General features: G+C 64.6%; 23 protein-coding genes. 11 read left to right on the top strand and 12 right to left on the bottom strand.

Annotated features, from left to right (window positions below):
- Nucleotides 1–33 precede the first annotated feature (33 nt).
- Both RPS27_RS19545 and RPS27_RS19540 read left to right on the top strand, forming a co-directional pair.
- A complete protein-coding gene (locus RPS27_RS19545) occupies nucleotides 34–642 on the top strand; it encodes a cysteine hydrolase (protein ID WP_313754177.1) in 609 nt (202 codons plus the stop codon).
- Nucleotides 643–648: 6 nt separating this feature from the next.
- The gene (locus RPS27_RS19540; protein ID WP_313754176.1) at nucleotides 649–1566 is read left to right on the top strand and encodes a cytochrome c; all 918 of its coding nucleotides are present in this window, start codon (nucleotides 649–651) and stop codon (nucleotides 1564–1566) included.
- 7 nt (nucleotides 1567–1573) lie between these two features.
- Here RPS27_RS19540 and RPS27_RS19535 read toward each other — a convergent pair whose 3' ends face one another.
- The 8 genes from RPS27_RS19535 to RPS27_RS19500 form a co-directional block, all read right to left on the bottom strand.
- Nucleotides 1574–1984: a c-type cytochrome gene (locus tag RPS27_RS19535; RefSeq protein ID WP_313754175.1), complete on the bottom strand. Its 411-nt coding sequence runs from the start codon at nucleotides 1982–1984 to the stop codon at nucleotides 1574–1576.
- Nucleotides 1965–2849, bottom strand: coding sequence for a cytochrome c oxidase assembly protein (locus RPS27_RS19530; RefSeq protein ID WP_313754174.1), 885 nt, complete (start codon nucleotides 2847–2849; stop codon nucleotides 1965–1967). The genes RPS27_RS19535 and RPS27_RS19530 overlap by 20 nt, the downstream gene beginning before the upstream one ends.
- Nucleotides 2837–3178, bottom strand: a complete 342-nt coding sequence (locus tag RPS27_RS19525) for a hypothetical protein (protein ID WP_313754173.1) — start codon at nucleotides 3176–3178, stop codon at nucleotides 2837–2839. Before RPS27_RS19525 ends, RPS27_RS19530 begins: the two co-directional genes overlap by 13 nt.
- Nucleotides 3175–3777 (bottom strand): cytochrome c oxidase subunit 3, encoded by a 603-nt coding sequence (locus tag RPS27_RS19520; RefSeq protein WP_313754172.1) that lies wholly within the window; start codon nucleotides 3775–3777, stop codon nucleotides 3175–3177. Before RPS27_RS19520 ends, RPS27_RS19525 begins: the two co-directional genes overlap by 4 nt.
- Complete coding sequence (gene ctaD, locus RPS27_RS19515) at nucleotides 3774–5687, bottom strand: cytochrome c oxidase subunit I (RefSeq protein WP_313754171.1); 1914 nt, start codon at nucleotides 5685–5687, stop codon at nucleotides 3774–3776. The genes RPS27_RS19520 and ctaD overlap by 4 nt, the downstream gene beginning before the upstream one ends.
- The gene (coxB, locus tag RPS27_RS19510; protein ID WP_313754211.1) at nucleotides 5684–6658 is read right to left on the bottom strand and encodes a cytochrome c oxidase subunit II; all 975 of its coding nucleotides are present in this window, start codon (nucleotides 6656–6658) and stop codon (nucleotides 5684–5686) included. The genes ctaD and coxB overlap by 4 nt, the downstream gene beginning before the upstream one ends.
- Before the next feature lie 32 nt (nucleotides 6659–6690).
- Entirely contained in the window at nucleotides 6691–7257 is a 567-nt protein-coding gene (locus RPS27_RS19505) for a cytochrome c (RefSeq protein WP_313754170.1), read from the bottom strand.
- Nucleotides 7258–7321: 64 nt separating this feature from the next.
- The gene (locus RPS27_RS19500; protein WP_313754169.1) at nucleotides 7322–7510 is read right to left on the bottom strand and encodes a hypothetical protein; all 189 of its coding nucleotides are present in this window, start codon (nucleotides 7508–7510) and stop codon (nucleotides 7322–7324) included.
- Nucleotides 7511–8280: 770 nt separating this feature from the next.
- Here RPS27_RS19500 and RPS27_RS19495 point away from each other — a divergent pair.
- Nucleotides 8281–9726: an amidase gene (locus tag RPS27_RS19495; RefSeq protein WP_313754168.1), complete on the top strand. Its 1446-nt coding sequence runs from the start codon at nucleotides 8281–8283 to the stop codon at nucleotides 9724–9726.
- A 183-nt stretch (nucleotides 9727–9909) separates the two neighbouring features.
- Here the strand turns inward: RPS27_RS19495 and RPS27_RS19490 are convergent, their stop codons facing one another.
- Entirely contained in the window at nucleotides 9910–10710 is an 801-nt protein-coding gene (locus tag RPS27_RS19490) for an SDR family oxidoreductase (RefSeq protein ID WP_313754167.1), read from the bottom strand.
- A 72-nt stretch (nucleotides 10711–10782) separates the two neighbouring features.
- Complete coding sequence (locus RPS27_RS19485; RefSeq protein ID WP_212065718.1) at nucleotides 10783–11361, bottom strand: TetR/AcrR family transcriptional regulator; 579 nt, start codon at nucleotides 11359–11361, stop codon at nucleotides 10783–10785.
- A gap of 208 nt (nucleotides 11362–11569) precedes the next feature.
- Here RPS27_RS19485 and RPS27_RS19480 point away from each other — a divergent pair, with 208 nt between their 5' ends.
- From RPS27_RS19480 to recQ, 6 genes are all read left to right on the top strand, one after another.
- Nucleotides 11570–12673, top strand: a complete 1104-nt coding sequence (locus RPS27_RS19480) for an efflux RND transporter periplasmic adaptor subunit (RefSeq protein WP_212065719.1) — start codon at nucleotides 11570–11572, stop codon at nucleotides 12671–12673.
- Nucleotides 12673–15783: an efflux RND transporter permease subunit gene (locus RPS27_RS19475; RefSeq protein WP_212065720.1), complete on the top strand. Its 3111-nt coding sequence runs from the start codon at nucleotides 12673–12675 to the stop codon at nucleotides 15781–15783. Before RPS27_RS19480 ends, RPS27_RS19475 begins: the two co-directional genes overlap by 1 nt.
- A gap of 231 nt (nucleotides 15784–16014) precedes the next feature.
- On the top strand, nucleotides 16015–17316 hold the full coding sequence (locus tag RPS27_RS19470; protein ID WP_211419969.1) for an O-acetylhomoserine aminocarboxypropyltransferase/cysteine synthase family protein: 1302 nt from the start codon (nucleotides 16015–16017) through the stop codon (nucleotides 17314–17316).
- 12 nt (nucleotides 17317–17328) lie between these two features.
- On the top strand, nucleotides 17329–18369 hold the full coding sequence (locus RPS27_RS19465; RefSeq protein ID WP_212065721.1) for a homoserine O-succinyltransferase: 1041 nt from the start codon (nucleotides 17329–17331) through the stop codon (nucleotides 18367–18369).
- Nucleotides 18370–18434: 65 nt separating this feature from the next.
- Nucleotides 18435–19181: a polysaccharide deacetylase family protein gene (locus tag RPS27_RS19460; RefSeq protein ID WP_212065722.1), complete on the top strand. Its 747-nt coding sequence runs from the start codon at nucleotides 18435–18437 to the stop codon at nucleotides 19179–19181.
- Nucleotides 19182–19313: 132 nt separating this feature from the next.
- On the top strand, nucleotides 19314–21179 hold the full coding sequence (recQ, locus tag RPS27_RS19455) for a DNA helicase RecQ (protein WP_212065723.1): 1866 nt from the start codon (nucleotides 19314–19316) through the stop codon (nucleotides 21177–21179).
- Between the two features lie 138 nt (nucleotides 21180–21317).
- On the opposite strand, the gene RPS27_RS19450 is transcribed toward recQ, so the two are convergent.
- Nucleotides 21318–22334 carry a 1-aminocyclopropane-1-carboxylate deaminase gene (locus tag RPS27_RS19450; RefSeq protein ID WP_211419973.1) on the bottom strand — a complete coding sequence of 339 codons (1017 nt, stop codon included), beginning with the start codon at nucleotides 22332–22334 and terminating at the stop codon, nucleotides 21318–21320.
- A gap of 158 nt (nucleotides 22335–22492) precedes the next feature.
- Here RPS27_RS19450 and RPS27_RS19445 point away from each other — a divergent pair, with 158 nt between their 5' ends.
- Nucleotides 22493–22957 (top strand): Lrp/AsnC family transcriptional regulator, encoded by a 465-nt coding sequence (locus RPS27_RS19445; RefSeq protein WP_194405560.1) that lies wholly within the window; start codon nucleotides 22493–22495, stop codon nucleotides 22955–22957.
- A gap of 66 nt (nucleotides 22958–23023) precedes the next feature.
- Nucleotides 23024–24193, top strand: coding sequence for a PLP-dependent cysteine synthase family protein (locus RPS27_RS19440; RefSeq protein WP_212065980.1), 1170 nt, complete (start codon nucleotides 23024–23026; stop codon nucleotides 24191–24193).
- A gap of 6 nt (nucleotides 24194–24199) precedes the next feature.
- Here RPS27_RS19440 and RPS27_RS19435 read toward each other — a convergent pair whose 3' ends face one another.
- Nucleotides 24200–25783, bottom strand: coding sequence for a diguanylate cyclase (locus tag RPS27_RS19435; protein ID WP_313754166.1), 1584 nt, complete (start codon nucleotides 25781–25783; stop codon nucleotides 24200–24202).
- Nucleotides 25784–25785 lie beyond the last annotated feature (2 nt).

Below are 25785 nucleotides of genomic sequence, written 5' to 3'. Positions count from 1 at the left end.
TTGTAGCGACTACGTGGTCAGGGTCGGAGGACGATGAGAGACAGCGCCTCGGGAATTGCGCAAATCAGGGACGCCGTTCACTTGTGCATCGACATGCAGAACATTTTCGCTCCCGGGGGGCTGTGGGCGACGCCTTGGATGGAGCTTGTCCTGCCGACAATCATCTCGATTGTCGAGCGATGCCAGGCGAGAACCATCTTCACGCGTTTCGTCACGCCGGAGAAGCCTGAGGATCGGCCCGGACAATGGCAGAGCTACTTCCGGCGTTGGCATCAGGCGACCCGCAGGCATCTTGCGCCATCCGCTCTCGAACTCGTGCCGGTCCTGAGCCGGTTCGTGCCGCCGGCTGCCGTCATCGACAAGCCGGCCTATTCCGCATTCAGCAATCCCGGCCTTGCGCGCCTGCTGGTCGAGAAGAACGTCGGCACCATCGTGGTTTCGGGCGCCGAGACGGACGTCTGTGTTCTGTCGACGGTCATGAGCGCGGTCGATCTCGGATTCCGTATCGTGATCGTGGAAGACGCATTGTGCAGTTCTTCCGATGTCGGTCACGACGCGCTCATGACGATGTATCGCACTCGCTTTCATGGCCAGGTGGATTTGGTGACCGCGGAAGAGCTGACGGAGTTTTGGCGGGAGTAGGATGGGATGCGCGGGCGCCACTGGCTGATCTTGGCAATCCTCGCCGGCTGCGCCGCAATGGCTGCCGCGTGGTTGGTGAGCGCCCCGCAGCGCGTGACCGCGGCGGAAGCGCAGATCGTATCCGAGACGGAAGGCGATCCCGAGCGCGGCAAGCTCGTGTTTGCGGCCGGAGATTGCGCCTCCTGCCACGCCTCGCCGGGCCAGTCCGATCGCTTGCGTCTCGGGGGCGGAATAGCTCTGGCATCGCCCTACGGAACGTTTCGCGCGCCGAACATCTCGCCCGACCGGATTGACGGCATCGGAAACTGGACCGCCGAGGATCTCGCCAACGCCCTGCTGCGCGGCGTGTCTCCCGACGGGAGCCACTATTACCCTGTCTTTCCCTACGTCAGCTTCACGCATATGCGCCCTGAGGAGGTGCGGGATCTCTTGGCCTATCTGCGCACGCTGCCGGCGGTGAAGGGGCGTCCGCCAGACCATGAGATCAATCCGTTATTCCGCATTCGGCGCTTCGTGGGGTTCTGGAAGATGCTGTACTTCAAGCCGGGCCCCATCGTGCCAGACCCGGCGGGGGATGAGAAATGGAATCGCGGCCGCTATCTGGTCGAGGCGTTAGCCCATTGCGCGGAATGCCATTCCTCGCGCGACATGCTGGGCGGGATCAGGCCGAGCACGCGGTATGCCGGTGGCCAGGATCCTGTTGGCACCGGTTTCTATCCCAACATTACGGCTGCGCGCCTCGGCAACTGGTCGGAGGCGCAATTGGCGGCGATGCTGAAAACGGGAATCACGCCAAATCACGGCCGCGTCGGCTCGTCCATGGCCGACGTCGTCACCAATCTGGCCATGCTGCCGGACAGCGACCGAGAAGCGATTGCCGCCTTCGTCAAATCATTGCCGTCGCGACCGACGCCGAGTCCTTAAGCAGGCTTCATTGCGCGTAAAGATAGGCCGCGACGTCGCGCGCCTCGGCTTCCGTGATGCCGGTTGCCGGCATCGCGGAGCGGGGCGAGAATGCCTGTGGCTTCACTATCCATTGAACCAGATTGTCCGGCGTGTTGCTCGCAACGCCGGCAACGTAGACCCGGCCGCGGAGGCCGTCGAGCGAGCCACCGACCTTTCCGTCGCCTCCGGGAATGCCTGAGATGGTATGGCAGCCCGCGCAGCCATAGCGGCGGATCAAGTCCGGCGCGCGGGCCGGATCGCCCCCGGACATGGCGCCGGCGATCGCTTCATTTTGCTGGCGTTCGCTGCGCGCGAAGCCTGTCACGACGGCCGCGGCGACCAGGAGGCTCGCGGTCGCCACGGCGAGGGACGCCCACCTAGGGTGCGTGAAGCGCATCCGCTCGCTCCCTGGATTGACCCGCCCTCCGGATCCACAGCGCGATCAGCGCGAGCGCGGCGCCCGCATAGATCGTTCCGGCCGGGACCCACATGATGACGCCGGCCAATTGCTGGTCCTCGAGTGGAGTCAAACCCCAGGCCGCCGCAGCGGCGGCGTGTTGCTGATAGAGGAGGCGAGGGGCCAGTGCCATCAACGCCCCGAGGATACTGGTGTGGAGCATGGTGACGAACACATGCCAGGCGGCGCTGCCAGTGTCGCTGCGGCGGAAAACCGCCCACCAGAACAGGATGGCGGTCAGGAAGAAGCTCAGATGCTGCAGCCGGTGCAGGAGGATGTTATCGACAGCCGCATCGAACAGCGACGGCGCGTGCCAGGCCCAGATCGCGATCCCATGCAGCAGAGTCGCGGTGCGGCCCGCGCTCAGCAGGGACCACAGCCGCGTCGAGAGCGGATGCCGCATCGCGCTGCCAACCGCCAGCCTCAGCCGTCGCGGCAGGCTCCAAAGCAGAGCTCCCACCGGACGTGCAATCACCAGCAGGGGCGCTGCCACGGCCATCAGAATCTCGTGCTCGATCATGTGGAAGGAGAGGAGGCGCTCTCCCAGCCAGTGCAGCGGCGACACCAGCGCGCCAGCCAGCGTCAGCCAGCCTGCAGCGCAGACGACATCCTGCCATAGGCGTTTGCGGCCCTTCGCCGCCAGCACCAGCCCGCCGATGCCGTACATGAGGCCAAACGCCGCCAGCGGCACGACGATCCACGGATCGAACGTCCAGCTCGGTGCCGCAGCCTCGGGCGCTACCCCATGCGCATGGATCGCAGGCGGCACCGACCAGGCAATGATGGCGAGGGCTATTTTTCGCATCCGGTCAACACCAATGCCGCGACGCCCTGCATCAGCATGGCGAAGGTGAAGATGCCGGCGGAGAGCGCACTGACAATCCCGCCGAAATGGGCATTGCTCTGCGCGGCGGCTCCGCCACCGACGCGGCGTGGAGACCACCAGGAAATGAGGCCCGACGCCGACGTGAACACCGCACCGACGAACGAGATGATGGCGGAGGCGTGCAGCTGCGAGCGGCAGTCAGCATAGGGCAGGATCTGCCCGAGCTGCATGTTCACGGCCCAGATCAACGGGGCGAACCACAGACCCGCCCAGATCGAGAGATGGGTGAAGCGGTTTGACGTGTTCATAGCCGTGCCAGCCAATAGATGCAGCCATAGATCGGAAGCCAGGTCGCGACGACAAAGTTCCAATACATGGCGTTGTCCTGGACGTCTCCGAACCTGCGCCGGTTCGGGCCATGCCGCGTGAACATCAGTACCGCCAACACCAGAGTGTCGACGAGGTCGGTGAGGATGTGGGTGGTATGGAGGCCCAGCAGTATCCACACGATGGAGCCGTAGGCATTGCTGTCCCAGCTGACTCGAAGAGCCGGAAATTCGAAGATGCGCACGATCAAGGGGACGATACCGAAGATCGACATGATCACCATGCCGATCCGCACCTTGCGCAGATCCTGCTGCTCAGCCCAGCGCGAAATCAGGAAGTTCGGCATGAGGCTGATCCCGAGGATCAGTGTCATCAGCGTGCCCGGAAGCAGGTCGGGACGCGGCGCGTTGATCGGCCAGTTCGCCGCCAGGCTCATCAGATAGAGATAGACAGCGATGGTGAGTGCAAAGCCGGTGCCTTCGATCAGCATGAAGGCCAGCGTGCCCCACCAGGTGACGCTCGCGGCGCCCATGCCGTGCATCGGTAATCGACTGAGGTTGAGCACGATCTTCTCCCTCATGACTCGTCCTCCGGCGTGCCCTTGGGCCAGAACCAGCCGATCAGCGTGATGGCGATCGGAATGGAACCCCAAACGACGGCCCAGGGCGAGAAGATCGACCAAATCAGCATGACCGTGGTCGCGACCGCCGCCAGCAGCGGCCAGATCGAGTTCCGCGGCGAGGCCTCGCGCGCCTGCGGCGAGGCGGCCGCGAGACTGGTCACGATCAGCTCGCGACGATCGGTGCGCAATCCGTCGGCGACGGGCAGGGTGTCGCGGTCGACCCACAATGGATGCAGACTCCCGACGACCGGGATCATCGGGAAATTGTAGCTGGGGGGCGGGGACGTCGTTGCCCATTCCAGCGTCGGCGCATCCCAGGGATTGTCCGGCGCAACCTCGCCAAAGCGTGCGCTCCGGAGGACATTGATGAAGAACAGCAGGAAGCCGATCGTGAGCACGACAGAGCTCAGGCTGACGAACACGTTGAGGCCGTGCCAGGGCAGGTCGGGCTGGTAGGTGTAAACCCGGCGCGGCATGCCTTCGAGCCCGAGGATGTGCATTGGAAAGAAGGTGGCATTGAAGCCGACAATGATGAGCCAGAACGACCAGTGCCCAAGACTTTCGCTCATCATGCGTCCGGTCAGCTTTGGAAACCAGTAGTGGATGGCGCCGAGCAAGGGAAACACCGCGCCGCCGATCAGCACGTAATGGAAATGGGCGACCACGAAATAGGTATCGTGCACCTGAGTATCGAATGGGACCGACGCGACCATCACTCCAGTCAACCCGCCGATGACGAAGGTCACGATGAAGCCGATAATGAACAGCAGGGGCGTCTTGAACACCGGCCTGCCGTCCCACAGCGTGGCCAGCCAGCAGAACATCTGGATGCCGGCAGGGATCGCGATTGCCATGCTGGATGCCGTGAAGAAGCTGTCGCCGAGCCGCGGCAGCCCCGCCACGAACATGTGGTGCACCCACAGCCCAAAGGCGAGGATGCCGGTCGCGATCAGCGCCATCACCAGCCCGAGATAGCCGAAGGCGGGCCGTCGCGCGAATGGCTCGATCATGGTCGAGACCATGCCGGCAGCGGGCAGGAAGATGATGTAGACCTCGGGATGGCCGAAGAACCAGAACAGATGCTGCCAGAGCAACACGTCGCCGCCTTCGGCCGGATTGTAGAAATGCGTGCCGACGAGACGGTCGAGAATAAGCCCGGTGCTCGCGATCATGATGGCCGGCATGGCCATGATCACCAGGAACGACGTCACCAGCATGGCCCAGACGAACAGCGGGATGCGGTCAAGCGTCATGCCGGGTGCCCGCTGCTTGAAGATGGTGACCACCAGCTCCACCGCGATGGCGAGGGCCGAGAGCTCGGTGAAGGTGATCATCTGCGCCCAGATGTCGGCGCGCTTGCCGGCGCCGTATTGTGGGCCTGACAGCGGCACATAGGCAAACCAGCCGACGTCGGGCCCCATGTCGAGCGCGAACGCGGTCCACAGCAGCGCGCCGCCGGCGAGATAGATCCAGTAGGAGAAGGCGTTCAGGCGCGGGAACGCGATGTTGCGGGTGCCGACCATCAGCGGCACGAGATAGATCGCCACGGCCTCCATCACGGGCACGGCGAACAGGAACATCATGTTCGCGCCGTGCATCGTGAAGATCTGGTTGTAGCGGTCGGGACCGATCAGCCGTGCCTCCGGCTGGGCGAGCTGGAGGCGCATCAGAGCTGCCAGCACACCGCCGAGCGCCAGAAACACGAAGGCCGTGAAGATGTAGCGGCGGCCGATGATCTTGTGGTCGACGGTCGTGAGCGCGCCCCAGAATCCGGAGGGGGTCTTCCAGGTTTCCGCCAACGCGCTGGTCAGCCGCGTGGCCTTGATGTCGGTGTCGCGCGTATCGGGCGCCGTCGCGGGGCGGTTCATTTCAGGCTCGCCAGATAGGCGGACACCGCGCGCAGCTCGTCGGGCGTCAGCGGCACCAAAGGCATGTTGTTGCCCGGCTTGATGGTCTGCGGGTCGGCGATCCAGGCCGCGAGCGAGCCGCGTGTGGTCTCGAACAGGCCCGATGCGATGGTGCGGCGGCTGCCGACATGGGTGAGATCGGGTCCCGTGGTGCCGGCCGCCGCAGTGCCTCGAACGGTATGGCAGGCTGCGCACGGCTTGGTCAGGAACGTCTGCAATCCGGCCGCGGCTTCCTCGTCAGCGGGTGTCGTCGCCGCCTCCCGCTGGGCTGCTGCCCATCGATCGAAATCCTCTTGCGGTTCGGCGATCACCAGCAGCGCCATATGAGCATGCTGCATGCCGCAGAACTCGGCGCATTGGCCGCGATAGACGCCGGCGCGTTCGGCGCGGATGGTGAGCTCGTTCGGTCGGCCAGGAACGAGATCCTGCTTTCCGGCGAGACTCGGGACCCAGAACGAGTGGATCACGTCGAGACCTTCGAGCTGGAGGCGTACGTTGCGGCCGACAGGAACGTGAATCTCATTGGCGGTCTCGAACCGCCGGGACGGATCGGGGCCGACATATTCGAGGCCCCACCACCACTGCAGGCCCCGCACCCGGATCGTGAGGTCGTCCTGACCGGCCACATTGAGCGCGCGGGTCGCAATGAAGCTCAACACGGTGAAGGTGCTGATGATCAGAATGGTGGCGACAACGGCGCCAGTGACCGCCATGGTCATGCGTCGCTCGCGCGCCGGTTCGGGAGAGGTCGAGTGCGCTTCGCGGTTGCGCCACAACGCCGCGATCAGCGCGACCATCACCAACATCCAGACCACTGAGCAGACCGTGACGATCAGGATGATCAGATGTTTCAGGCTGATCGCCGCGCTGCCATGGACATCGAGCGCGGATTGCCAATTGCCGCCGCAGCCGGCCAGGGGGACGGCGAGCATGGCGCTCAAACCGGCTTTGCTGGCGGCGCGGATCACGGTGTCGGTCCCTGGTCCGGATGCACGGGCGAGGGGCCCTCGTCGAACCGCAGCTTGGCCGGCGCGCGATTTTCGGCAGGCCGCGTCTGCTTCTCGTCGTTGCGGCTCGGTGCGGCGGTCTTGCCTTCGTAGGAGCCGATGGTCTGGACATAGCCGGCGAGCTGCCAGATCTGATCCGTCGTCATCTTGTCGGCGAACGCGGGCATGCCATGCGGCCGCCCGTCCCGGATCGAGGCGAAGATGGAGACCAACTCGGGGCCGTAATACCACCAGCCGTCGAGAAAGGCGGGGCCGCTGCCTCCTTGGCCGTCGCCGTGGCAGCTCTTGCAGCCGAACCAGCTATAGAGCCGCTTGCCCTGGCTCAGATTGTACGCATTGGTCTCGTAGGGTTTGCCGAGCTTGAGATAGACCTCCGGCGGCGCGCCGCCGATGCGGTTCGGCATCAGAGCGATCTTGTCGAGCGCATCGGCAACGGGCGGGTCGAGCCGCAACTGCCGCTCTTCCCGCTGGCATCCCGCCAAAGCGGCTGCAAGACCAAGGAGGACGCCGGCTATCCGTTGCATCTGTTCGCGTGAATTGAGGGACTGGAAGCGTAAATCGACTCGCCGAACCATGGTTCCTAGTTCCCTAATTGGCGTTGTCGCCGAGCACGTTGCGGACGGGGATGACGACCGCCGAAAACGCCGCTCGCGTCGTGCATCTCGCCTGCTGGGCATGGCGAATGGCAGGCGCCATGAAGCGCAGGCGCGCGTCTCCGTGACTACGCCCCATCTGGTCGACCATGCTGACCGCACCGGCATGGTGGTGCTTACTCATCGCCTCGACGGACGCCGCGTCGCCGCTAACCCCGGCGCCACAAGGGGCTGTGAGCGCCGGGATCGCGTCTTCATGCAGTCTGCCTCCGGCCGGGGATGGTTGCTGTCGTCACCGCGTCTCGAGCGCGATGATCACGCTTCGTTGCCGCGCAGCAGGATTGACGCGCCCGGCGAGGGCTTGGGCCCGCGGTCAAAATGCTGCGACATCAGCAGGTCGGTGCGACCTCGCCAGTGCCGTTTGCGAGGATCGGCGGCGTCGTTTGTTCGACTGTCCCCCGGTATCAACGGACCATTTAAAATGCGCGGACCGGCACGTGGTCACCGGAGCCCCCACGAGCCCCAACTCGGGCTCGGGGCCACTGTATGGGCCTCTCGCGCAGCTTTCGGGGAACCTCCACTCTGGTCCCGGTATCGGTAACGAGTTGGCCGTTGTAGGGATCAGCCCGTGCAGAGCGTCCGCGATGAACCCGTGGTCGGCTCTGGCCAATTCCCCTGGCGGAGAAGCTGCCGGTGCTGGTCTTCTTACCTCCCGAGAGAACCTAAGGGGTAGCGCTGGAGCAATTTTCTTTCAAGATTCTCTCCCTCCGCCATCGGCCCTCATCCCCCTTCATCCGCGCCATGTCACGCTCCGTCAGCGCGGACTGCTCGTGCGCATCAGCACCAACCCGATTTGACGTCGGCACAGATGCGAAAGACGGCGATGCAGAATCACGCCTGTACAGGGACGCGGGCCGTCCCTAACTTCTCGCGCGCAATTGTGGGAGATGGGGCGTGGCGAAGAAGGCGACCAAGAACAAGACTGCGAAGAAGGCGGCAACGCGAGCTGCAGCGAAGAGCGGGGCCCGCAAAGGGACTGTCGCGAAGCCGGTCCGAAAAGCCGCCACCGGCAAATCAGCGAAGCCGCCCCGCCCACGCGGACCGGCCTGGCAATGGTCGGCGGTGGAGACCGCAGCCGCGATCCGCTCCGGCGCGATCTCCGCGGTCGAGACCGTCGAGGCGCATCTGGAGCGGATGCGCGCGGTCAATCCGAAGCTGAATGCCGTCGTCGTCGATCTCTCGGAAGAAGCGTTGAAGGCTGCCCACGCGGCCGACAAGCAGCGTGCCAAGGGCGGTGCGCTCGGCCTTCTGCACGGGGTGCCCATCACGATCAAGGAAAACGTCGACTATGAGGGACGGCCGAACTTCAACGGTGTGCCCGCCAACAAGGGCCTGGTCGCGCCGTCGGATGCGCCTGTGGTACGTAACCTCAAGCAGGCCGGCGCGATCGTCATCGGTCTCACCAATACGCCGGAATTCTCCTTTCGCGGCTTCACCGACAATCCCCTGCACGGCCTGACGCTCAATCCCTGGGATCCTGATATCACCTGCGGCGGCTCGTCGGGCGGCGCGGGTTCGGCGGTCGCTGCCGGCATCGGCACCATCGCCCACGGCAATGACATCGGCGGCTCGCTGCGCTGGCCGGCGCATTGCAACGGCGTTGCCACCATCAAGCCGACGCAGGGACGCATCCCCGCGTTCAACGCGAGCGCAACGGCCGAGCGGCCGATGCTGGCGCATCTGATGTCGGCGCAGGGGCCGCTCGCGCGCCACGTCGCCGACGTTCGCCTTGCGCTCGAGGTGATGAGCCAGCGCGATCCGCGCGATCCCTGGTGGGTGCCGGCGCCGCTGGTCGGAGAGAAGCCGAAGGGGCCGATCAAGGTGGCGCTGGCCAAGATCCCTGCCGACATGGATGTCGATCCGTCCGTCAGCGCGGCGCTGCGGCAGGCCGCCGACCTTGTGGAAATCCTCGGAGGTGACCTTCAGCATGGAAGCTTCCTGCATCACCACGGTCTCGTTGGTGATGATGTCGCACCAGGTCTGCCAGACGCCGTTGATGTCGGGCACCTCGACCTCGCTGACACGGTAGCCGGACCGTTCGAGGACTACCCAATCGTGCTGGCGCCGACCACGGTGAAGCCGACGCCGGGCCCGCGCGAGGACACCGTCAGCGCCGAGCGCGTGCGCGAGATCTTCTGGGGCGAGATCCGCTTCATCTCCGCGATCAACGTGCTGGGCCTGCCCGGCGCGGTGGTGCCGGTGGCGCTCCACGACGGCAAGCCCATCGGCGTGCAACTGATCGCCGGGCGCTATCGCGAGGATCTCGCGCTCGATGCGGCGGCCGCGATCGAGAAGCGGGCCGGCGTGCTCACGCGCCAACTGTGGGAGAAGATGGGGTAGGGCGATAATCTCACCCCTATCTCCGTGCGGGAGAGGGTGGCTCGCGGGCGGCGTCTCGGCAAGCTGACGCTCTGCTGCGCCGAAGAGCTAGATCGAGACAGTCGCATATGTCGGTTTAGCGGCGTCCGAACCACGTGGGTAGAACGCGGGTCGATAAGCGCCCACATGCAGCCGCGCTAGGCGTCAGGCGTCCATTATCCTCTTCATCGTGGCCCTTTGCATTGATCGCGGCGTCAAACGATTTGAAAAGGCAGCCATCTTGTTCGACAGGCCTGCGATCACGGTGGCCTTTCCTTGCATGAGCGCCCGAATGCCGCTCGTGGCGACCGGACGCGGCGTCATGGTGAGGAGCCGCAGCAAGCTTGAAGCGGTTGCGCCGGCTGCCGCATCAAAGCCTGTCGCCGTGTGTCCCGGGCAAAGACTGGTCACGACCACACCATGTGGGCGGAGTTCGTCATGCAGGGCCTCGCCAAAGGCCAGCACGTAAGCCTTGGTCGCCGCATAGGCCGCATAGCTGGGAACGGCCTGGAAGGCCAGGAGGCTGGCGATCAGAAGGATATGTCCGGATCGCCGCTGAGCCATGTCGCGGCCGAATAGATAGGTCAGCTCTGTGAGCGTGGTGATGTTGAGCTGGATCATGTTCGCGGTCTGCTCGATCGGCGTGTCCAAAAAATCGCCGTGCAAGCCGAAGCCGGCATTGTTCACCAAAATGTCGATCGTCACGGACCTCGCGTCGAGACTGCTTTTCAGGCGGCTGGCCGCGTCCGGCGCGGCAAGATTGATCGCCTCGACCAGCACATCCACCCCGTATTTGCTGCGGAGATCGGAGGCAAGCTTGTCCATCGGCTCCCGCCGTCGAGCCGCCAAGACGAGATTGACCTTCTGCGCTGCCAGGAGATCTGCGAATTCGAGGCCGAGGCCACTCGACGCCCCCGTGACCAGCGCCCATTTTCCGGCGAAGCTATCCGTTGCTTCTTTCGACATCGTTCTCTTCTCGTCTATCTGGAGTCAGCGAATGGGCTCGCGCCCATTCAATCGGAACACCGGCCCATCCACTCAAGCGGCTGCGGTGTCGCGAACCTGCTCGGCCGCGGCATCCAACAGCGCCTGAGCCAGGTCGGGGTCGTTGACGACGCGCGACAGCGTCACCGCGCCGATCATCGTCGCGAGGATGGCCATGGCCTTGCCGCGCGAGGCCTCCTCGCCGGCTCCGGCTAGGAAGCCGCTGAGCACGTCGAGATGCGCCTTGATCCCCGCTTCGAATTCCGCCTTCACCTCGGGGCCCTGTCGGGCGGCATCCGAGCCGAGCGCCACGATCGGGCAGCCGTCCATCCTTTCTCCGCGATGGTCGTCACTGAGGTAGAACGAGATGACCGCGCCGAGCGGATCATCGGGATGTGCCGTGGCCGCGTCTGACCATCGGCCGGACGCGCTTTCCAATGCGCGCCTGGACGCCTCGACCGCCAGATCCTCTTTCGAAGCGAATTGCTTGTAGAAGGCGCCTTGGGTGAGCCCGGCCCCCTTCATCAGGTCCTTGAGGCCGATGCCATCAAAGCCGCGCTCCCTGAAGAGGCGACTGGCCACGTTGATCACGGTTTGACGGTTCTCGGCCGCCTGCGTGCGACTTACTCGCATCGTGGACCTCCATTTGGATTTCGTTTGACCTCTATAACAAGTATAGAGTTCAACTGCAATCTATCAGCCTCCAGGAATTGACCACCGCTCGAGGAAAACCCCCGCTCAAGGGATCACGCTCCCGTTACCCGTCACAATTTAGATTGCGAACGAAATCCTAATCTACGTATAGAGTTCGTATGTAATCTAATTCTCAAGGGAGACGGCCATGAAAAGGGGTATTGCGGTGCTCGCCGGTATTTTGATCCCGGCGGGGGTGGCGACTTTCGTTGCGCTCGCGATTCCCGCCCATGAGGCTTCCGCAGTTAGCGATCCCAGGCAGGAGCCACCGATGGTCCGTCTGGTGACCCCCAACCGGGTCGGAGGATCTGAACGCGGTTTTACCGGGACCATCGGCGCCCGCGTGGAAAGCAATCTCGGCTTTCGCGTCGCCGGAAAGATCGTCGAACGACTCGTGAATGTCGGTGAGCAGGTCAAATCCGGCCAGCCACTGATGCGGATCGACGAAACCGATCTCCGTCTCGCGCTCACCGCGAAGCGCAACGCCGTTGCGGCTGCGCGCGCAATTGTCGTGCAGACCGATGCCGACGAGCGGCGCTACGCCAATCTGATGAATGACGGATGGACGTCAAAGCAACGCTACGAGCAGGCGAAGGCCGCATCGGACACCGCCAAAGCGCAGCTTGCCGCGGCGGAAGCCGATGCAGGGGTTGCCGAGAACCAGGCGACCTATTCCGTCCTGGTTGCCGATGCCGACGGGACGGTCACCCAAACGCTTGGTGAGCCCGGACAGGTCGTCTCCGCCGGCCAGGCTGTCGTTCGGCTGGCACAGTCCGGTCCTCGCGAAGCCGTGGTGGCGCTTCCGGAGACGATCCGGCCGGCGATCGGTTCGCTCGCGGAGGCCAGTCTGTATGGAAGCGACGGACGCCGCCATACCGCACATCTTCGTCAGTTGTCGGATTCCGCCGATCCGCAGACCCGGACCTATGAGGCCCGCTACGTGCTCGATGGTGAGGCCGCGGCCGCGCCGCTTGGCGCGACGGTCACCATTCGGCTCGCAAGCCAGGACAGTCAACCGGAAGTCCAGGTGCCGCTGGGAGCCGTGCTCGACGACGGCAGAACGACCGGCATCTGGGTCTTCGACGGTGCGACCTCGACCGTACGCCTGCACCCCGTCAAGCTCCTGCGTGTGACCAGCGAGACAGCCGTTATTTCCGGATCGAGGTCCGGTGACCAGATCGTTTCACTCGGCGCTCATCTGCTGCACGAAGGTGCCCACGTCAGGACTGCCGCGGACAGCAGGAGCAACTGATGAGCTTCAATCTTTCCGCGCTCGCCGTTCGCGAGCGGGCCGTCACCCTGTTCTTCATCCTCCTGCTGGCGGCCGCGGGCGCCTACGCCTTCTTCAAGCTCGGACGGGCCGAGGACCCGTCCTTCACCATCAAGACCCTGACGGTCACCACCGTGTGGCCGGGTGCCACCGCACGCGAGATGCAGGACCAGGTCGCCGAACCCCTGGAGAAGCGGATTCAGGAGCTGACCTGGTACGATCGGGTGGAGACGACGACGCGGCCCGGCTATGCCTACATGACGGTGACGCTGAAGGACAGCACGCCGCCATCGAGCGTGCAGGAGGAGTTCTATCAGGCCCGCAAGAAGCTGGGCGATGAAGCGCGCAAGCTGCCCTCTGGCGTGCTCGGTCCCTTCGTCAACGATGAATATTCGGATGTGAGTTTCGCGCTTTATGCGCTCAAGGCCAAGGGCATGCCGATGCGCGAGCTCGCCAGGCAGGCCGAGACCATTCGCCAGGATCTGCTGCACGTGCCCGGCGTCAAGAAGATCAACATTCTCGGCGAGCGTCCCGAGCAGATCTTCGTCGAGTTTTCCTTTGCCAAACTGGCAACTCTCGGTGTGTCGGCAACGGATATCGTTGCTGCCTTGCAGCGGCAGAACACGGTGACACCGGCAGGCTCGATCGACACCAAGGGCCCGCAGGTCTTCATCCGCGTCGACGGCGCTTATGACAGCGTCCAGGGGATCGCAGACACGCCGATCGTCGCTGCCGGGCGGACGCTGAAGCTGTCCGACATCGCCGAGGTCCGCCGCGGCTACGAGGATCCTCCCACCTACATCATCAGGCACCAGGGTGAGCCCACGATCATGCTCGCGGCGGTGATGCAGGAGGGCTGGAACGGCCTGGCGCTCGGCAGGGCGCTGGAGGAGAGGTCCGCGGCGATCGCCCGGACGCTGCCGCTCGGGATGAGCCTGGCCAAAGTCAGCGATCAAGCCGTCAACATCACCTCGGCGGTCGACGAGTTCATGATGAAGTTCGCGATGGCGCTCGGCGTAGTGCTGCTGGTGAGCTTGCTCAGCCTTGGCTGGCGCGTCGGCATCGTCGTGGCAGCTGCCGTGCCCCTGACGCTCGCCGTCGTGTTCCTGATCATGCTGGAAACCGGCCGATTCTTCGACCGCATCACGCTCGGCGCCTTGATCCTGGCGCTCGGTCTCCTCGTCGACGACGCCATCATCGCCATCGAGGTGATGGTGGTGAAGATGGAAGAGGGCATGGACCGCATCTCGGCGGCCGCCTATGCGTGGAGCCACACCGCGGCACCCATGTTGTCCGGAACGCTGGTGACGATCGCGGGCTTCCTGCCGGTGGGTTTTGCCCGCTCGACCGCCGGCGAATACGCCGGCAACATCTTCTGGGTCGTGGGGTTCGCCCTCATCGTCTCCTGGATCGTCGCCGTGATCTTCACGCCGTATCTTGGCGTCAAGATGCTGCCCGCGATCAAGCCGGTCGAAGGCGGTCACCACGCGATCTACGGCACGCCCAACTATCAGCGCCTGCGAGGCGTGATCACCCTAGCCGTCCGCCACAAATTCCTGACCTGCAGCATCGTCGCCGTCGCCTTCGCGCTTTCCGTCGTCGGCATGGGTGGTGTCAAGCAGCAATTCTTTCCGACCTCTGACCGCCCGGAAGTGCTGGTGGAGGTTCGTCTGCCTGAGGGCACCAGCATCGAGACGACGACGGCCACTGTCGAGAAGCTCGAGGGTTGGCTGCACGATCAACCCGAGGCCAAGATCATCACCAGCTATGTCGGCCAGGGTGCGCCGCGCTTCTTCTTCGCGATGGCGCCCGAGTTGCCCGATCCGGCCTTCGCAAAGATCGTCGTCCTGACGCCTGACGCGGAAGAGCGCGAGGCCTTGAAGCACCGGCTCCGACAAACCGTGTCGCAGGGCCTTGCACCCGAGGCCAATGTGCGCGTCACCCAACTCGTGTTCGGACCTTATACGCCGTTCCCGGTCGAGTTTCGTGTGATGGGGCCGGATCCCGCGCAACTGTACGCCATCTCGCAAAAGGCTCTCGAAGTGATGCGTGGCATTCATGACGCGCGGCAGGCAAATCGGGATTGGGGCGATCGCACGCCCGTGCTTCGCTTCGTGCCGGATCAGGATCGACTGAACCTGATCGGCCTTTCGCCGGCCGAGGTCGGTCGCCAGCTCCAGTTCCTGCTCACCGGCATCGCCGTGACGCAGGTTCGCGAGGACATTCGCAATGTCCCCATCGTGGCACGCAGCGCGGGTGGCGAGCGGCTCGATCCGGCGCGTCTGGCGGATTTCTCATTGATGAGCCGCGACGGCCGCGCGATTCCGCTCGACCAGGTCGGTCATTCGGAGATCCGACTCGAAGAGCCGATCATGAAGCGGCGCGATCGCACTCCCGTCGTCACCATACGCTCCGACATCAATGAGGCGTCCCAACCGCCGGAAGTCTCCAAGGAGATCAAGACAGCCCTGCAGCCCCTGATCGCATCCCTTCCGGCCGGCTATCGTATCGAGCTGGGTGGATCGATCGAGGAAGCAACCAAGGCCAACGACGCGCTGGCGACGATCTTCCCGGCCATGATCGCCGCGATGCTGATCGTTGTCATGCTGCAGGTGCGGTCCTTCTCGACGATGGCGATGGTCGTCCTGACAGGACCGCTCGGCCTGGTCGGTGTCGTGCCGGCACTGCTCATCTTCAACCAGCCGTTCGGATTCAATGCGATCCTGGGCCTGATCGGACTGGCGGGCATCCTGATGCGCAACACGTTGATCCTGACCGAACAGATCAAGGAGAACCTTGCCGCCGGCCTTGACGACTATCACGCCGTCATCGAAGCCACGGTGCAACGCACGAGGCCCGTGATCCTGACCGCCTTGGCTGCCGTGCTGGCCTTCATCCCGCTCACCCATTCCGTGTTCTGGGGATCGATGGCCTACACGCTGATCGGCGGCACCGCGCTCGGAACGGTTCTGATCTTGCTGTTTCTTCCTGCGCTCTATGCCGCGTGGTTCCGCATCAAGCCGACCGCAGACGATATGCATGAGGCTTCGCCCGAGAAGCCGGACCTGCAAGCGGCATTGGCTGCCGAGTAAGGCTCCGTTGATCCCATGGAGGATCGGTGGCCGACATCGCCGCCGCTGATTGATTAATGCAATTTAACCCGAATTCCGGCCAATTCGCCAACAACGGTTAGGGTTACTTCCTCGATCTCTAAGCGAATTATTGTCCGCTTTACCACCCGCCTCTAACACGGACGTGGCGGGAAACGCACATGCCTCATTCCAGGCCAATGAGTGCGGCCCGCCCCACGCGGAGGTGGCACGATGCGCAACGAGACGATCGCTATTCACGCCGGCTACGAGCCCGAAGCCACCACGCACGCGGTTGCCGTGCCGATCTACCAGACCGCGGCCTATGCCTTCGACAGCGCCGATCACGGCGCAGCCCTCTTCAATCTCGAAGCCGAAGGTTTTCGCTACAGCCGCATTGCCAATCCGACCAGCGCGGTGCTGGAGAAGCGCATCGCGCAGCTCGAAGGCGGCGTCGGCGCGCTGGCGGTTGCGACCGGGCAAGCGGCGCTGCATTTCGCCTTCGTCAACGTCGCCGATCACGGCGGCAACATCGTTTCCGTGCCGCAGCTCTACGGCACAACGCACACGCTGCTCTCGCACATTCTGCCGCGGCAGGGCATCACCGGCCGCTTCGCCGAGAGCGACGCGCCGGATGCGGTCGAGAGGCTGATCGACGAGAACACCCGCGCGGTGTTCGCCGAGACCATCGGCAATCCCGCCGGCAATGTCTGCGACATCGAGGCGCTGGCCAAGGTCGCGCATGCCCATGGCGTGCCGCTGATCGTCGACAACACGGTCGCAACCCCGATCCTGCTCAAGCCGTTCGACTACGGCGCCGACATCGCCGTGCATTCGCTGACCAAGTTTTTGGGCGGCCACGGCACGACGCTCGGCGGCGCCATCGTCGATTCCGGAAATTTTCCCTGGGCGAAGCACGCGGATCGTTTCCCCGCCTACAACAAGCCGGATGCCTCCTATCACGGCCTCGTCTATGCCGAACGGTTCGGCCGCACCGCCTATATCGAGCGTGCGCGCAGCGTCTATCAGCGCACCATGGGTTCGGTGCTGTCGCCGTTCAACGCCTTCCTGCTGCTCCAGGGCATCGAGACCGTCGCGCTGCGCATGGAGCGCCATGTCGAGAACGCCCGCAAGGTCGCCGAATTCCTGCGCAAGGATTCGCGCGTCGCCTGGGTCAATTACACCGGCTTTCCCGACAGCCCCTATTATCCGCTGGTGCAGAAATATCTCGATGGCAACGCCTCCTCGCTGTTCACCTTCGGCATCAAGGGCGGCATGGAGGCCGGCAAGACCTTTTATGACGCGCTGAAGCTGATCACGCGCCTCGTCAATATCGGCGATGCCAAGTCGCTGGCCTGCCATCCGGCCTCCACCACCCACCGCCAGATGTCGGCCGAGCAGCAGCGCGTTGCCGGCGTGCTGCCGGAAACCATCCGGCTCTCGATCGGCATCGAGCACGTCTCCGACATCATCGAGGACATCGACCAGGCGCTGGACAAGGCCTGCCGGTCGGCGCGCCTCGAGGCCGCGGAGTAGGCGGCACCGCCAATGACGATCCTGATCGACAGGGATCAAGTCATCTCGAGCCCGGCGCTGGTGCCGACCGAGCGCGATCTCGCGCGCGATCCCGGCGCCGAGCTTACCATCGGGCTCGTCAACAACATGCCGGATCCCGCGCTGAAGGCGACCGAGCGGCAGTTCATGAAGTTGCTCCAGGCCGCAGCAGGCCCGTGCCGCATCCGTTTCCACTGCTTCACGCTTCCCACCGTGAAGCGGTCGCCGGAAGCAAAATGGCGCGTCGAGAGCGAGTATTCCGACCTCTCCGATCTCAAGCGCCTGAAATTCGACGGGCTGATCGTGACAGGCGCCGAGCCCGTCGCGCCCGAGCTCGACCAGGAGCCGTACTGGCGCGACCTCACCAAGCTCATCGACTGGGCCAAGGCCAATACGCGCTCGACGATCTGGTCGTGCCTTGCCGCGCACGCGGCGGTGCTGCATCTCGACGGCATCGCACGGCGACGGCTGCCGGCCAAATGCCACGGCATCTTCGATTGCGACGTGATGACGAGCGATGCACTGACGCGCGCCGCGCCGGCGCCGCTGAAGGTGTCGCATTCGCGGCTGAACGAGATCGCGGAGAGCGACCTGGTTCAGGCCGGTTATCATGTGCTGACCCGTTCGGCAGAGGCCGGCGTCGACGTCTTCGTTCGCCAATATGCCAGCCGCTTCGTGTTCTTCCAGGGCCATCCGGAGTATGACGCGCTGTCGCTCCAGCGCGAATATCTGCGCGACATCGGCCGCTACCTCGCGCGGGAGCGCGAGACCTATCCGCGCCTGCCCGTGAGCTATTTTGACGCAGCGACGGAAGAGAAATTGCTCCGCTTCGAGAAGAAGGCGGCGCACCAGCGTCATCCGGCACTCGCCAACGAGCTGCCCGGGCTGACCTTGCGCGCTGATATCGGTGCCGGCAGCGCGGCGGCCGTGCTTTTTCGCAACTGGTTGCAATATCTCAGCGCGGCAGCCGAGGCGCCGATCCTCGCGCGTCCATCCAGGGATGTTGGTTCCGCGTTAGGATTACCCAAGCGTTAGGCTTGCCTCAACCGTCGCGCGAATGTTTCAGTACAGAAATACGCAAATCACGGGAAGCTTAGGTCGTGTGGTCGGCACTCCAGGGACGCGTGAGCAATCGGCTGGCCCGGCATTTCCGTGCCGCGCCGCATCGGTTGCCCACCTCGCATGCGCCGATCGTGAGCTTCACTTTCGATGACGCCCCCGACAGCGCAGCAGGGCAGGGCGCCGAACTTCTCGAACAGCATGGCGGCCGGGGCACGTTCTATCTCGCCGGCAGCCTGATCGGCCAGCCATCGGACCATTGGCATGGCTTGTCGGATGATGCGATCGTCCGGCTTCACCGCACCGGTCACGAGATTGCCTGCCATACGTTCTCGCACCAGAGTTCGGCCAATCTCGACGAGGGCGGCATGGCGCGCGAGATCGAGCGGAATCGCGCCCATTTTCGTGCGATCGATTCCTCGATCACGCTGGAGAATTTCGCCTATCCCTATGGCATCGCCTCGGTCTGGCGCAAGCCGCAGCTTGCCAGGGTGTTCCGTTCGGCACGTGGCATCCTTCCCGGCGTCAATAGCGACGTCATCGATCTCCAATTCCTGCGTGCCTCGCCCCTGATCGATCGCGAGATCGATCGCGCGGGCGTCGATCGCTATTTCGACGAGGCCGTCGCGAGCGGCGGTTGGCTGATCTTCTATGGGCACGACGTTGCCGAGAAGCCGAGCCCGTATGGCTGCACGCCGGACCTGATGCGTCACGCGCTGAAAGCGGCCGGCAAGCGCAACATGCCGATCGTGACGGTCGCAGAGGCGCTGCGCAGGATCGGGGCGTAGTGTCGTCTTCCCTTCTCCCCCTGTAGGGCGAGAGGGAGAGAGCCACGCCTCGGGAGCAAACGCCCTTGCCACGCCCGCGCCAGCATGCGACTGGCCTTGTGACGAATCTCACCGCCTGGTTCCATCCCGCTCATGCCCGCTCCCTCCACCGCCCCGCTGCCTGCGCCGGCCAACGGCCGCGACGCGCTGTCGGTGCTGCATTCGGTCTTCGGCCTGCCGGGCTTTCGCGGCGCGCAGGGAGAGATCGTCGGGCACGTCACGGGCGGCGGCAATTGCCTGGTGCTGATGCCGACCGGCGGCGGCAAGTCGCTGTGCTATCAACTCCCTTCCCTGCTGCGCGAAGGCTGCGGCATCGTGGTGTCGCCGCTGATCGCGTTGATGCGCGATCAGGTCGCCGGCCTGATCGAAGCGGGCGTCAATGCCGCCGCGCTGAATTCGTCACTGTCGTTCCAGGAGGCCTCCGACATCGAGCGGCGCCTGCTCGCGGGCGATCTCGATCTGCTCTATGTCGCGCCGGAACGCCTGGTCACGCCGCGCTGCCTGTCGCTGCTGGCGCAGGCGAAAGTGGCGCTGTTCGCGATCGACGAAGCGCATTGCGTTTCGCAATGGGGCCATGACTTCCGTCCCGAATATGTCGGCCTCTCCATCATCGCCGAGCGCTTTCCCGACGTGCCGCGCATCGCGCTGACCGCGACCGCCGACGATCTGACGCGCAAGGAGATCGTCGCGCGACTTCAGCTGACGGATGCGCCGCAATTCGTCTCGAGCTTCGACCGGCCCAACATCCGCTACGAGATCGTCGACAAGCGCAACGCGGTGTCGCAGCTGAAGGAGTTCATCCGGGAGCGTCATGAGGGCGATGCCGGCGTGGTCTATTGCCTGTCCCGTAACCGGGTCGAGGAGGTCGCCGCCGCGCTTCAAGACGCCGGCATTGCAGCGCTGCCCTACCACGCCGGGCTCGACGGGGCGTTGCGCTCACGCAACCAGGACCGCTTTCTCAACGAGGACGGCATCGTCATCGTCGCGACCGTCGCGTTCGGCATGGGCATCGACAAGCCCGACGTGCGCTTCGTTGCCCATCTCGACCTGCCCAAGAGCATCGAGGCCTACTACCAGGAGACGGGCCGCGCCGGCCGCGACGGCAAGCCGTCGGCGGCCTGGATGGCCTATGGGCTCTCCGACATCGTGCAGCAGCGCCGCATGATCGACGAGTCCAGCGCCTCCGACGAGTTCAAGCGGGTCTCGATCGGCAAGCTCGATGCGCTGGTCGGCCTTGCCGAAACGCCGCACTGCCGGCGCCGGCGGCTGCTCGCCTATTTCGGCGAGGTCGTGATGGGCGAGAGCTGCGGCAATTGCGACAATTGCCTGACGCCGCCGAAGATGCGCGACGGCAAGGTGCTGGCGCAGAAGCTGTTGTCCTGCGTCTATCGCACGGGGCAGCGTTTTGGCGCGATGCATCTGATCGACGTGCTGATCGGACGCCTGACCGAGAAAGTGACGCAGTTCGGCCACGACAAATTGTCGGTGTTCGGCATCGGACGCGAGCTCAACGAAAAGCAGTGGCGCACCGTGCTGCGGCAGCTTGTGGCGATGGGCCATTTGCAAAGCGACAGCGAAGCCTATGGAGCGCTGAAGCTGACCGAGAGCGCGCGCGGCGTGCTGCGCGGCGAGACCGAAGTGTGGCTGCGCGAGGAAGCGCCCGGCACCCGCGTTCGCGCAAGCCGCGGCAAATCTCGCCGCGGCGATCTTGCGCCCGCCGCCAACGCCCCGCAAGGCGATGTCGATCCCGAACTGCGCGCGCGGCTGCGCTCGTGGCGCTTGGAGATCGCCCGTGAGCGCGGCGTGCCGGCCTATGTCGTGCTGCACGATGCCACCATCGACGGCATCGTCCGGGCCTGGCCGACCACGCTGGATGAGCTGCGGAATGTGCCGGGCATCGGCGACAAGAAGCTCGAGCATTACGGCGACGAGCTGCTGCAGATCGTCAAGACGCGGTAGGCGCTATCGCAGATGCCGTAGCCCGGATGGAGCGAAGCGCAATCCGGGATCTCGCGCATCAACGGCACCGTCCCGGATTACGCTACGCTCCATCCGGGCTACGAAGGTGCAGGAGGCGGCTATCGCCTCCCTTATGCCTCAGCCGTTGCGGAAGGCATACGCATAGCCGTTCAGCGCCGGTGCGCCGCCGAGATGGGCGTACAGGATCTTTGCGCCCTTCTCGAAATAGCCCTTCTGCGCGAGGTCGATCAGGCCCTGCATCGACTTGCCCTCGTAGACGGGGTCGGTGATCATGCCTTCAAGGCGCGCGCTGAGGCGGATGGCCTCCTTGGTCTCTTCCGACGGCACGCCATAGGCGGGATAGGCGTAGTCCTCGATCAGCACGACGTCGTCAGCAACGAGGTCCTTGCCGAGCTCGACGAGTTCAGCCGTGTTCTTCGCGATCTCGAGCACCTGCGACTTGGTCTGTGCAGGCGTGAACGACGCATCGATGCCGATCACCTTGCGGGCGCGGCCGTCGGCGGCGAAGCCGACCAGCATGCCGGCATGGGTGGAGCCGGTCACCGTGCAGACGATGATGTAATCGAACTTGAAGCCGAGTTCGGCTTCCTGCTGGCGCACCTCCTCGGCGAAGCCGACATAGCCGAGCCCGCCATACTTGTGCACGGAGGCGCCGGCGGGAATCGCATAGGGCTTGCCGCCCGCGGCCTTCACTTCCTCGATCGCCTGCTCCCAGCTCTTGCGGATGCCGATGTCGAAGCCGTCGTCGACCAGGCGCACGTCAGCGCCCATGATGCGCGACAGCATGATGTTGCCGACGCGGTCATAGACGGCGTCCTCGTGCGGCACCCAGGCTTCTTGCACCAGGCGGCACTTCATGCCGATCTTGGCGGCGACCGCGGCGATCATGCGGGTGTGGTTCGACTGCACGCCGCCGATCGAGACCAGCGTGTCGGCGTTGGAGGCGATCGCATCGGGGATGATGTATTCGAGCTTGCGCAGCTTGTTGCCGCCATAGGCAAGGCCGGAATTGCAGTCCTCGCGCTTGGCATAGATCTCGACCTGGCCGCCGAGATGCTTTGACAGCCGCTCCAGCTTCTCGATGGGGGTCGGGCCGAAGGTCAGCTTGTAGCGCGGAAATTTGTCGAGCTTCATGGGTCATCCCGATTGGCGTTGGTGCTGGCGGCTCCCTAGCATCGCTCCGGGAAAAGGTGCTCTCGAATTTTGCGTCCATCCTGCGGCTATTCTTGCGTCATGGATAATATTCGTTAATGGTTCTTCCATAATGACACTCTTTTGCGGAAGCTTCTTTCATGGCCGCCCGACTCGATCGAACCGACCTTAAGATCCTGAGGTTGCTGCAGAATAACGGTCGGCTCAGCAATGCCGAGCTGGCCGTCTCAGTCGCGATCAGCCCCGCCACCTGCCATCGCCGGACCCAGCGGCTGTTCGAGGACGGCTTCATCGCCGCCGTCCGCGCCATGGTTGCGCCGAAGAAGGTGGCCAAGGGCACGCTGGTGATGGTCGGCGTCGTGCTCGACCGCTCGACACCGGAGAGCTTCGCCACCTTCGAGCAGGCGATCGCCAGGCTGAAATTCGTGCTCGACTGCCATCTCGTCGCCGGCGACTTCGACTATTTCCTGAAGATCCGCGTCGGCGACATGGAGGATTTCAACCGCATCCACGGCGAGCAGCTCATCGCGCTGCCCGGCGTGCGGCAGACCCGCACCTTCTTTGTGATGAAGGAAGTCGTCGACAACGCGCCGCTGGAATTTTGAGCGGCCTGCACGAAGCGCCTCGTGCTAGATGGACGTCAGTTTTCGAGGAATCGCCTGGTCATGCCGATGGAGCCGCTCCCCTTCCGCCACCACGATCCGGCCGGGCCGGCCTATCGCCGCGGCTGGGTCGATGAGGCCGTGGCCGCGATCGAGGCCGACCAGTGCCGCACCGCCGATACGCATCTGATCCGGCTGATCGTGCCGGCGCTGTCAGGCATCGACATCTATCTGAAGGACGAGTCCACCCATCCAACCGGCAGCCTGAAGCATCGCCTTGCGCGCTCGCTGTTTCTCTACGCGCTCTGCAACGGCCACATCCGCGAAGGCACGCCCGTGGTCGAGGCCTCGTCGGGATCGACCGCGGTGTCGGAGGCCTATTTCGCGCAGATGATCGGCGTCCCCTTCTACGCCGTGATGCCGCGCACGACGTCGGCGGAGAAGATCGCCGCGATCGAGCATTATGGCGGCAATTGCCATCTGATCGACGATGGCCGCGCGCTGTATGCGGAAGCCGCCGCGCTCGCCTCGCGCCTGAACGGCCATTACATGGACCAGTTCACCTTCGCCGAGCGCGCGACCGACTGGCGCGGCAACAACAACATCGCCGAATCGATCTTCACGCAGTTGCAGGGCGAGCGGCGCCCGCTGCCGGACTGGATCGTGATGGGCGCGGGCACCGGCGGCACCTCGGCCACCATCGGACGCTATTTGCGCTATCGGCAATATCCGACACGTCTGTGCGTTGCCGATGTCGAGCATTCCGCCTTCTTCGACTGCTTCCGCTCGCAGGACCGCACCCATGTCTGCGACCGCCCGTCGCTGATCGAAGGGGTCGGCCGTCCCCGTTGCGAGCCGTCCTTCGTGCCCGGCGTGGTCGACCGCATGATGAAGATCCCGGATGCGGCCACGATCGCGGCGATGAACGTGCTGTCGCGCCGGCTGCGCCGCCCGGTGGGCGGCTCCACCGGCACCAATTTCCTGGCGCTGTGCCGGCTCGCCTCGGAGATGCGTCAGGCCAACGTTGTGGGATCGCTGGTGACGCTGATCTGCGATTCCGGCGAGCGCTATCGGCAGACCTATTACGAGCCCGAATGGCTGAAGGCCCGCGGCCTCGATCCGGCGCCGTTCGAGGCCAAATTGTCGTCATTCCTCGCGGCGGGCGAGCCACTGGCGCTTGATCTCGACGACGTCGTCAATCCGCAGAGCGAGTTCGACGCTCCGGTGCCGCCGCAATAGTTTCGATCACTCCGCCGCCTTGCTTGCGGGCGCTGGTGGCACAAAGGCGATGCAGCGGTTGCGGCCCTCGGCCTTGGCCTGGTAGAGCGCCTGATCGGCCGCGCTCATCAGCGCGTCGATGCCGGACATGCTGACGGTTGCCTCCGCGATGCCCACACTCACGGTGACGCCGAATTGAACCTCGCCGGCGATGATCTGCGCGCTCATCACGCGTTTGCGGATGCGATCGGCGACAGTCCTCGCACGTGACAGGCTGGTTTCGGGCAGCAGCACCGCGAACTCCTCACCGCCGAGGCGGCCGACGAGGTCTGATTTGCGTTTGCCATCGAGACACGCGGCCGCAACCGCTCTGATCGCGGCATCGCCCACGGCATGGCCGTAGCGGTCGTTGACCGACTTGAAGTGGTCGATGTCGAGCATCAGCACCGAGACGGAGCGATAATAGCGCTGGAACCGGCTCCATTCCGCATCGAGGGATTCGAGGAAGTGGCGGCGATTGTAGAGGCCGGTAAGAGAGTCGGTGGTCGCGAGCGTCTCGAGCATCGCGGCCTTTTGCGTGAGGTCGGTGATGTCGACATAGGTCAGCATGCGGCCGCCGTTCGACATCGTGGTGCAATGGGCCCTGATGCGCCTTCCGTCCGGCGTCTGCAGGTCGCGCACATGGTCGCCGGCCTTGACCTCCGCGACCCGCCTGGCGGGAAATTTCGTCAGCTCGTTTGCCGGAAGGTCCGGCGCGCTCGCGCGATGGACCCGGCTCACCAGTGATGCATAGGTCGGTCGGCTCGCCGCCTCCGGCTCGCTCACATCCCAGAACCGGCGCATCCGCCTGTTCATGAAGCTTGCGTTGAGATCGCGATCGAGCAGCAGCACGCCGTCCTCGACATTCTCGAGCGCGTCGCGCAGCAGCTTCAGCTCGTCGGAATAGCGCACGATGTCGGTGACGGGCGTATAGGTCAGCATTCGCCCGCCGTCGGGCAGTGGCGTGCACTGCATCCGCACGACGTCACCCTTGGTGCGGCGCAGATCGAGCGGCGAGGCGTCACCCGCCTGGACGTGCCGGACCCGCTCCGCGACGTAAGCTTCAAGTTCAGCCGGCGGAATCTCGTAAGCAACTGTATCGCGGCCGTGATGCATCAGGGTCACGAATGACGGATTGCTGTTGGCGACCTCGTCCGGCAATAGCCACATCTCACGGAATGCGCGGTTGATTAACTTCGCACGGAGATTGGCATCCAGCAGAACGATGCCGAGCGAGACGAAATCAAGTGCTGCGCGAAGTGCGAGCATCTGCCCGCGCATCAGCGCATCGGACGAGCGCCTTCGCTCCTCGCCGGCGAGAGACTCGACATTGTTCGGCTCCTCGAAAGCGACCCCGACCTGACGGTCCGATCGCCAGACCACGCGGCAGGTCAGGACCTCGCGCCCCGCCAGGCGAAGCTGGAAGCGCTCGGGCACGCCGAGGCCGCTCTCCATCTCGAGCGTCGCCGCCTCGTCGGTCAGCCGTCGCACGACGCAATCGATCGTCGACTGGCCGAAATTGAAGAAGATCTTCCCAGCAAGTAGCGTCCGTTCCGGGACCAGATGGGACATTC

Source organism: Bradyrhizobium sp. WYCCWR 12699 (assembly GCF_032144035.1).
Taxonomy (GTDB): Bacteria; Pseudomonadota; Alphaproteobacteria; order Rhizobiales; family Xanthobacteraceae; genus Bradyrhizobium.
This window is presented reverse-complemented; position numbering and strand designations above follow the sequence as displayed.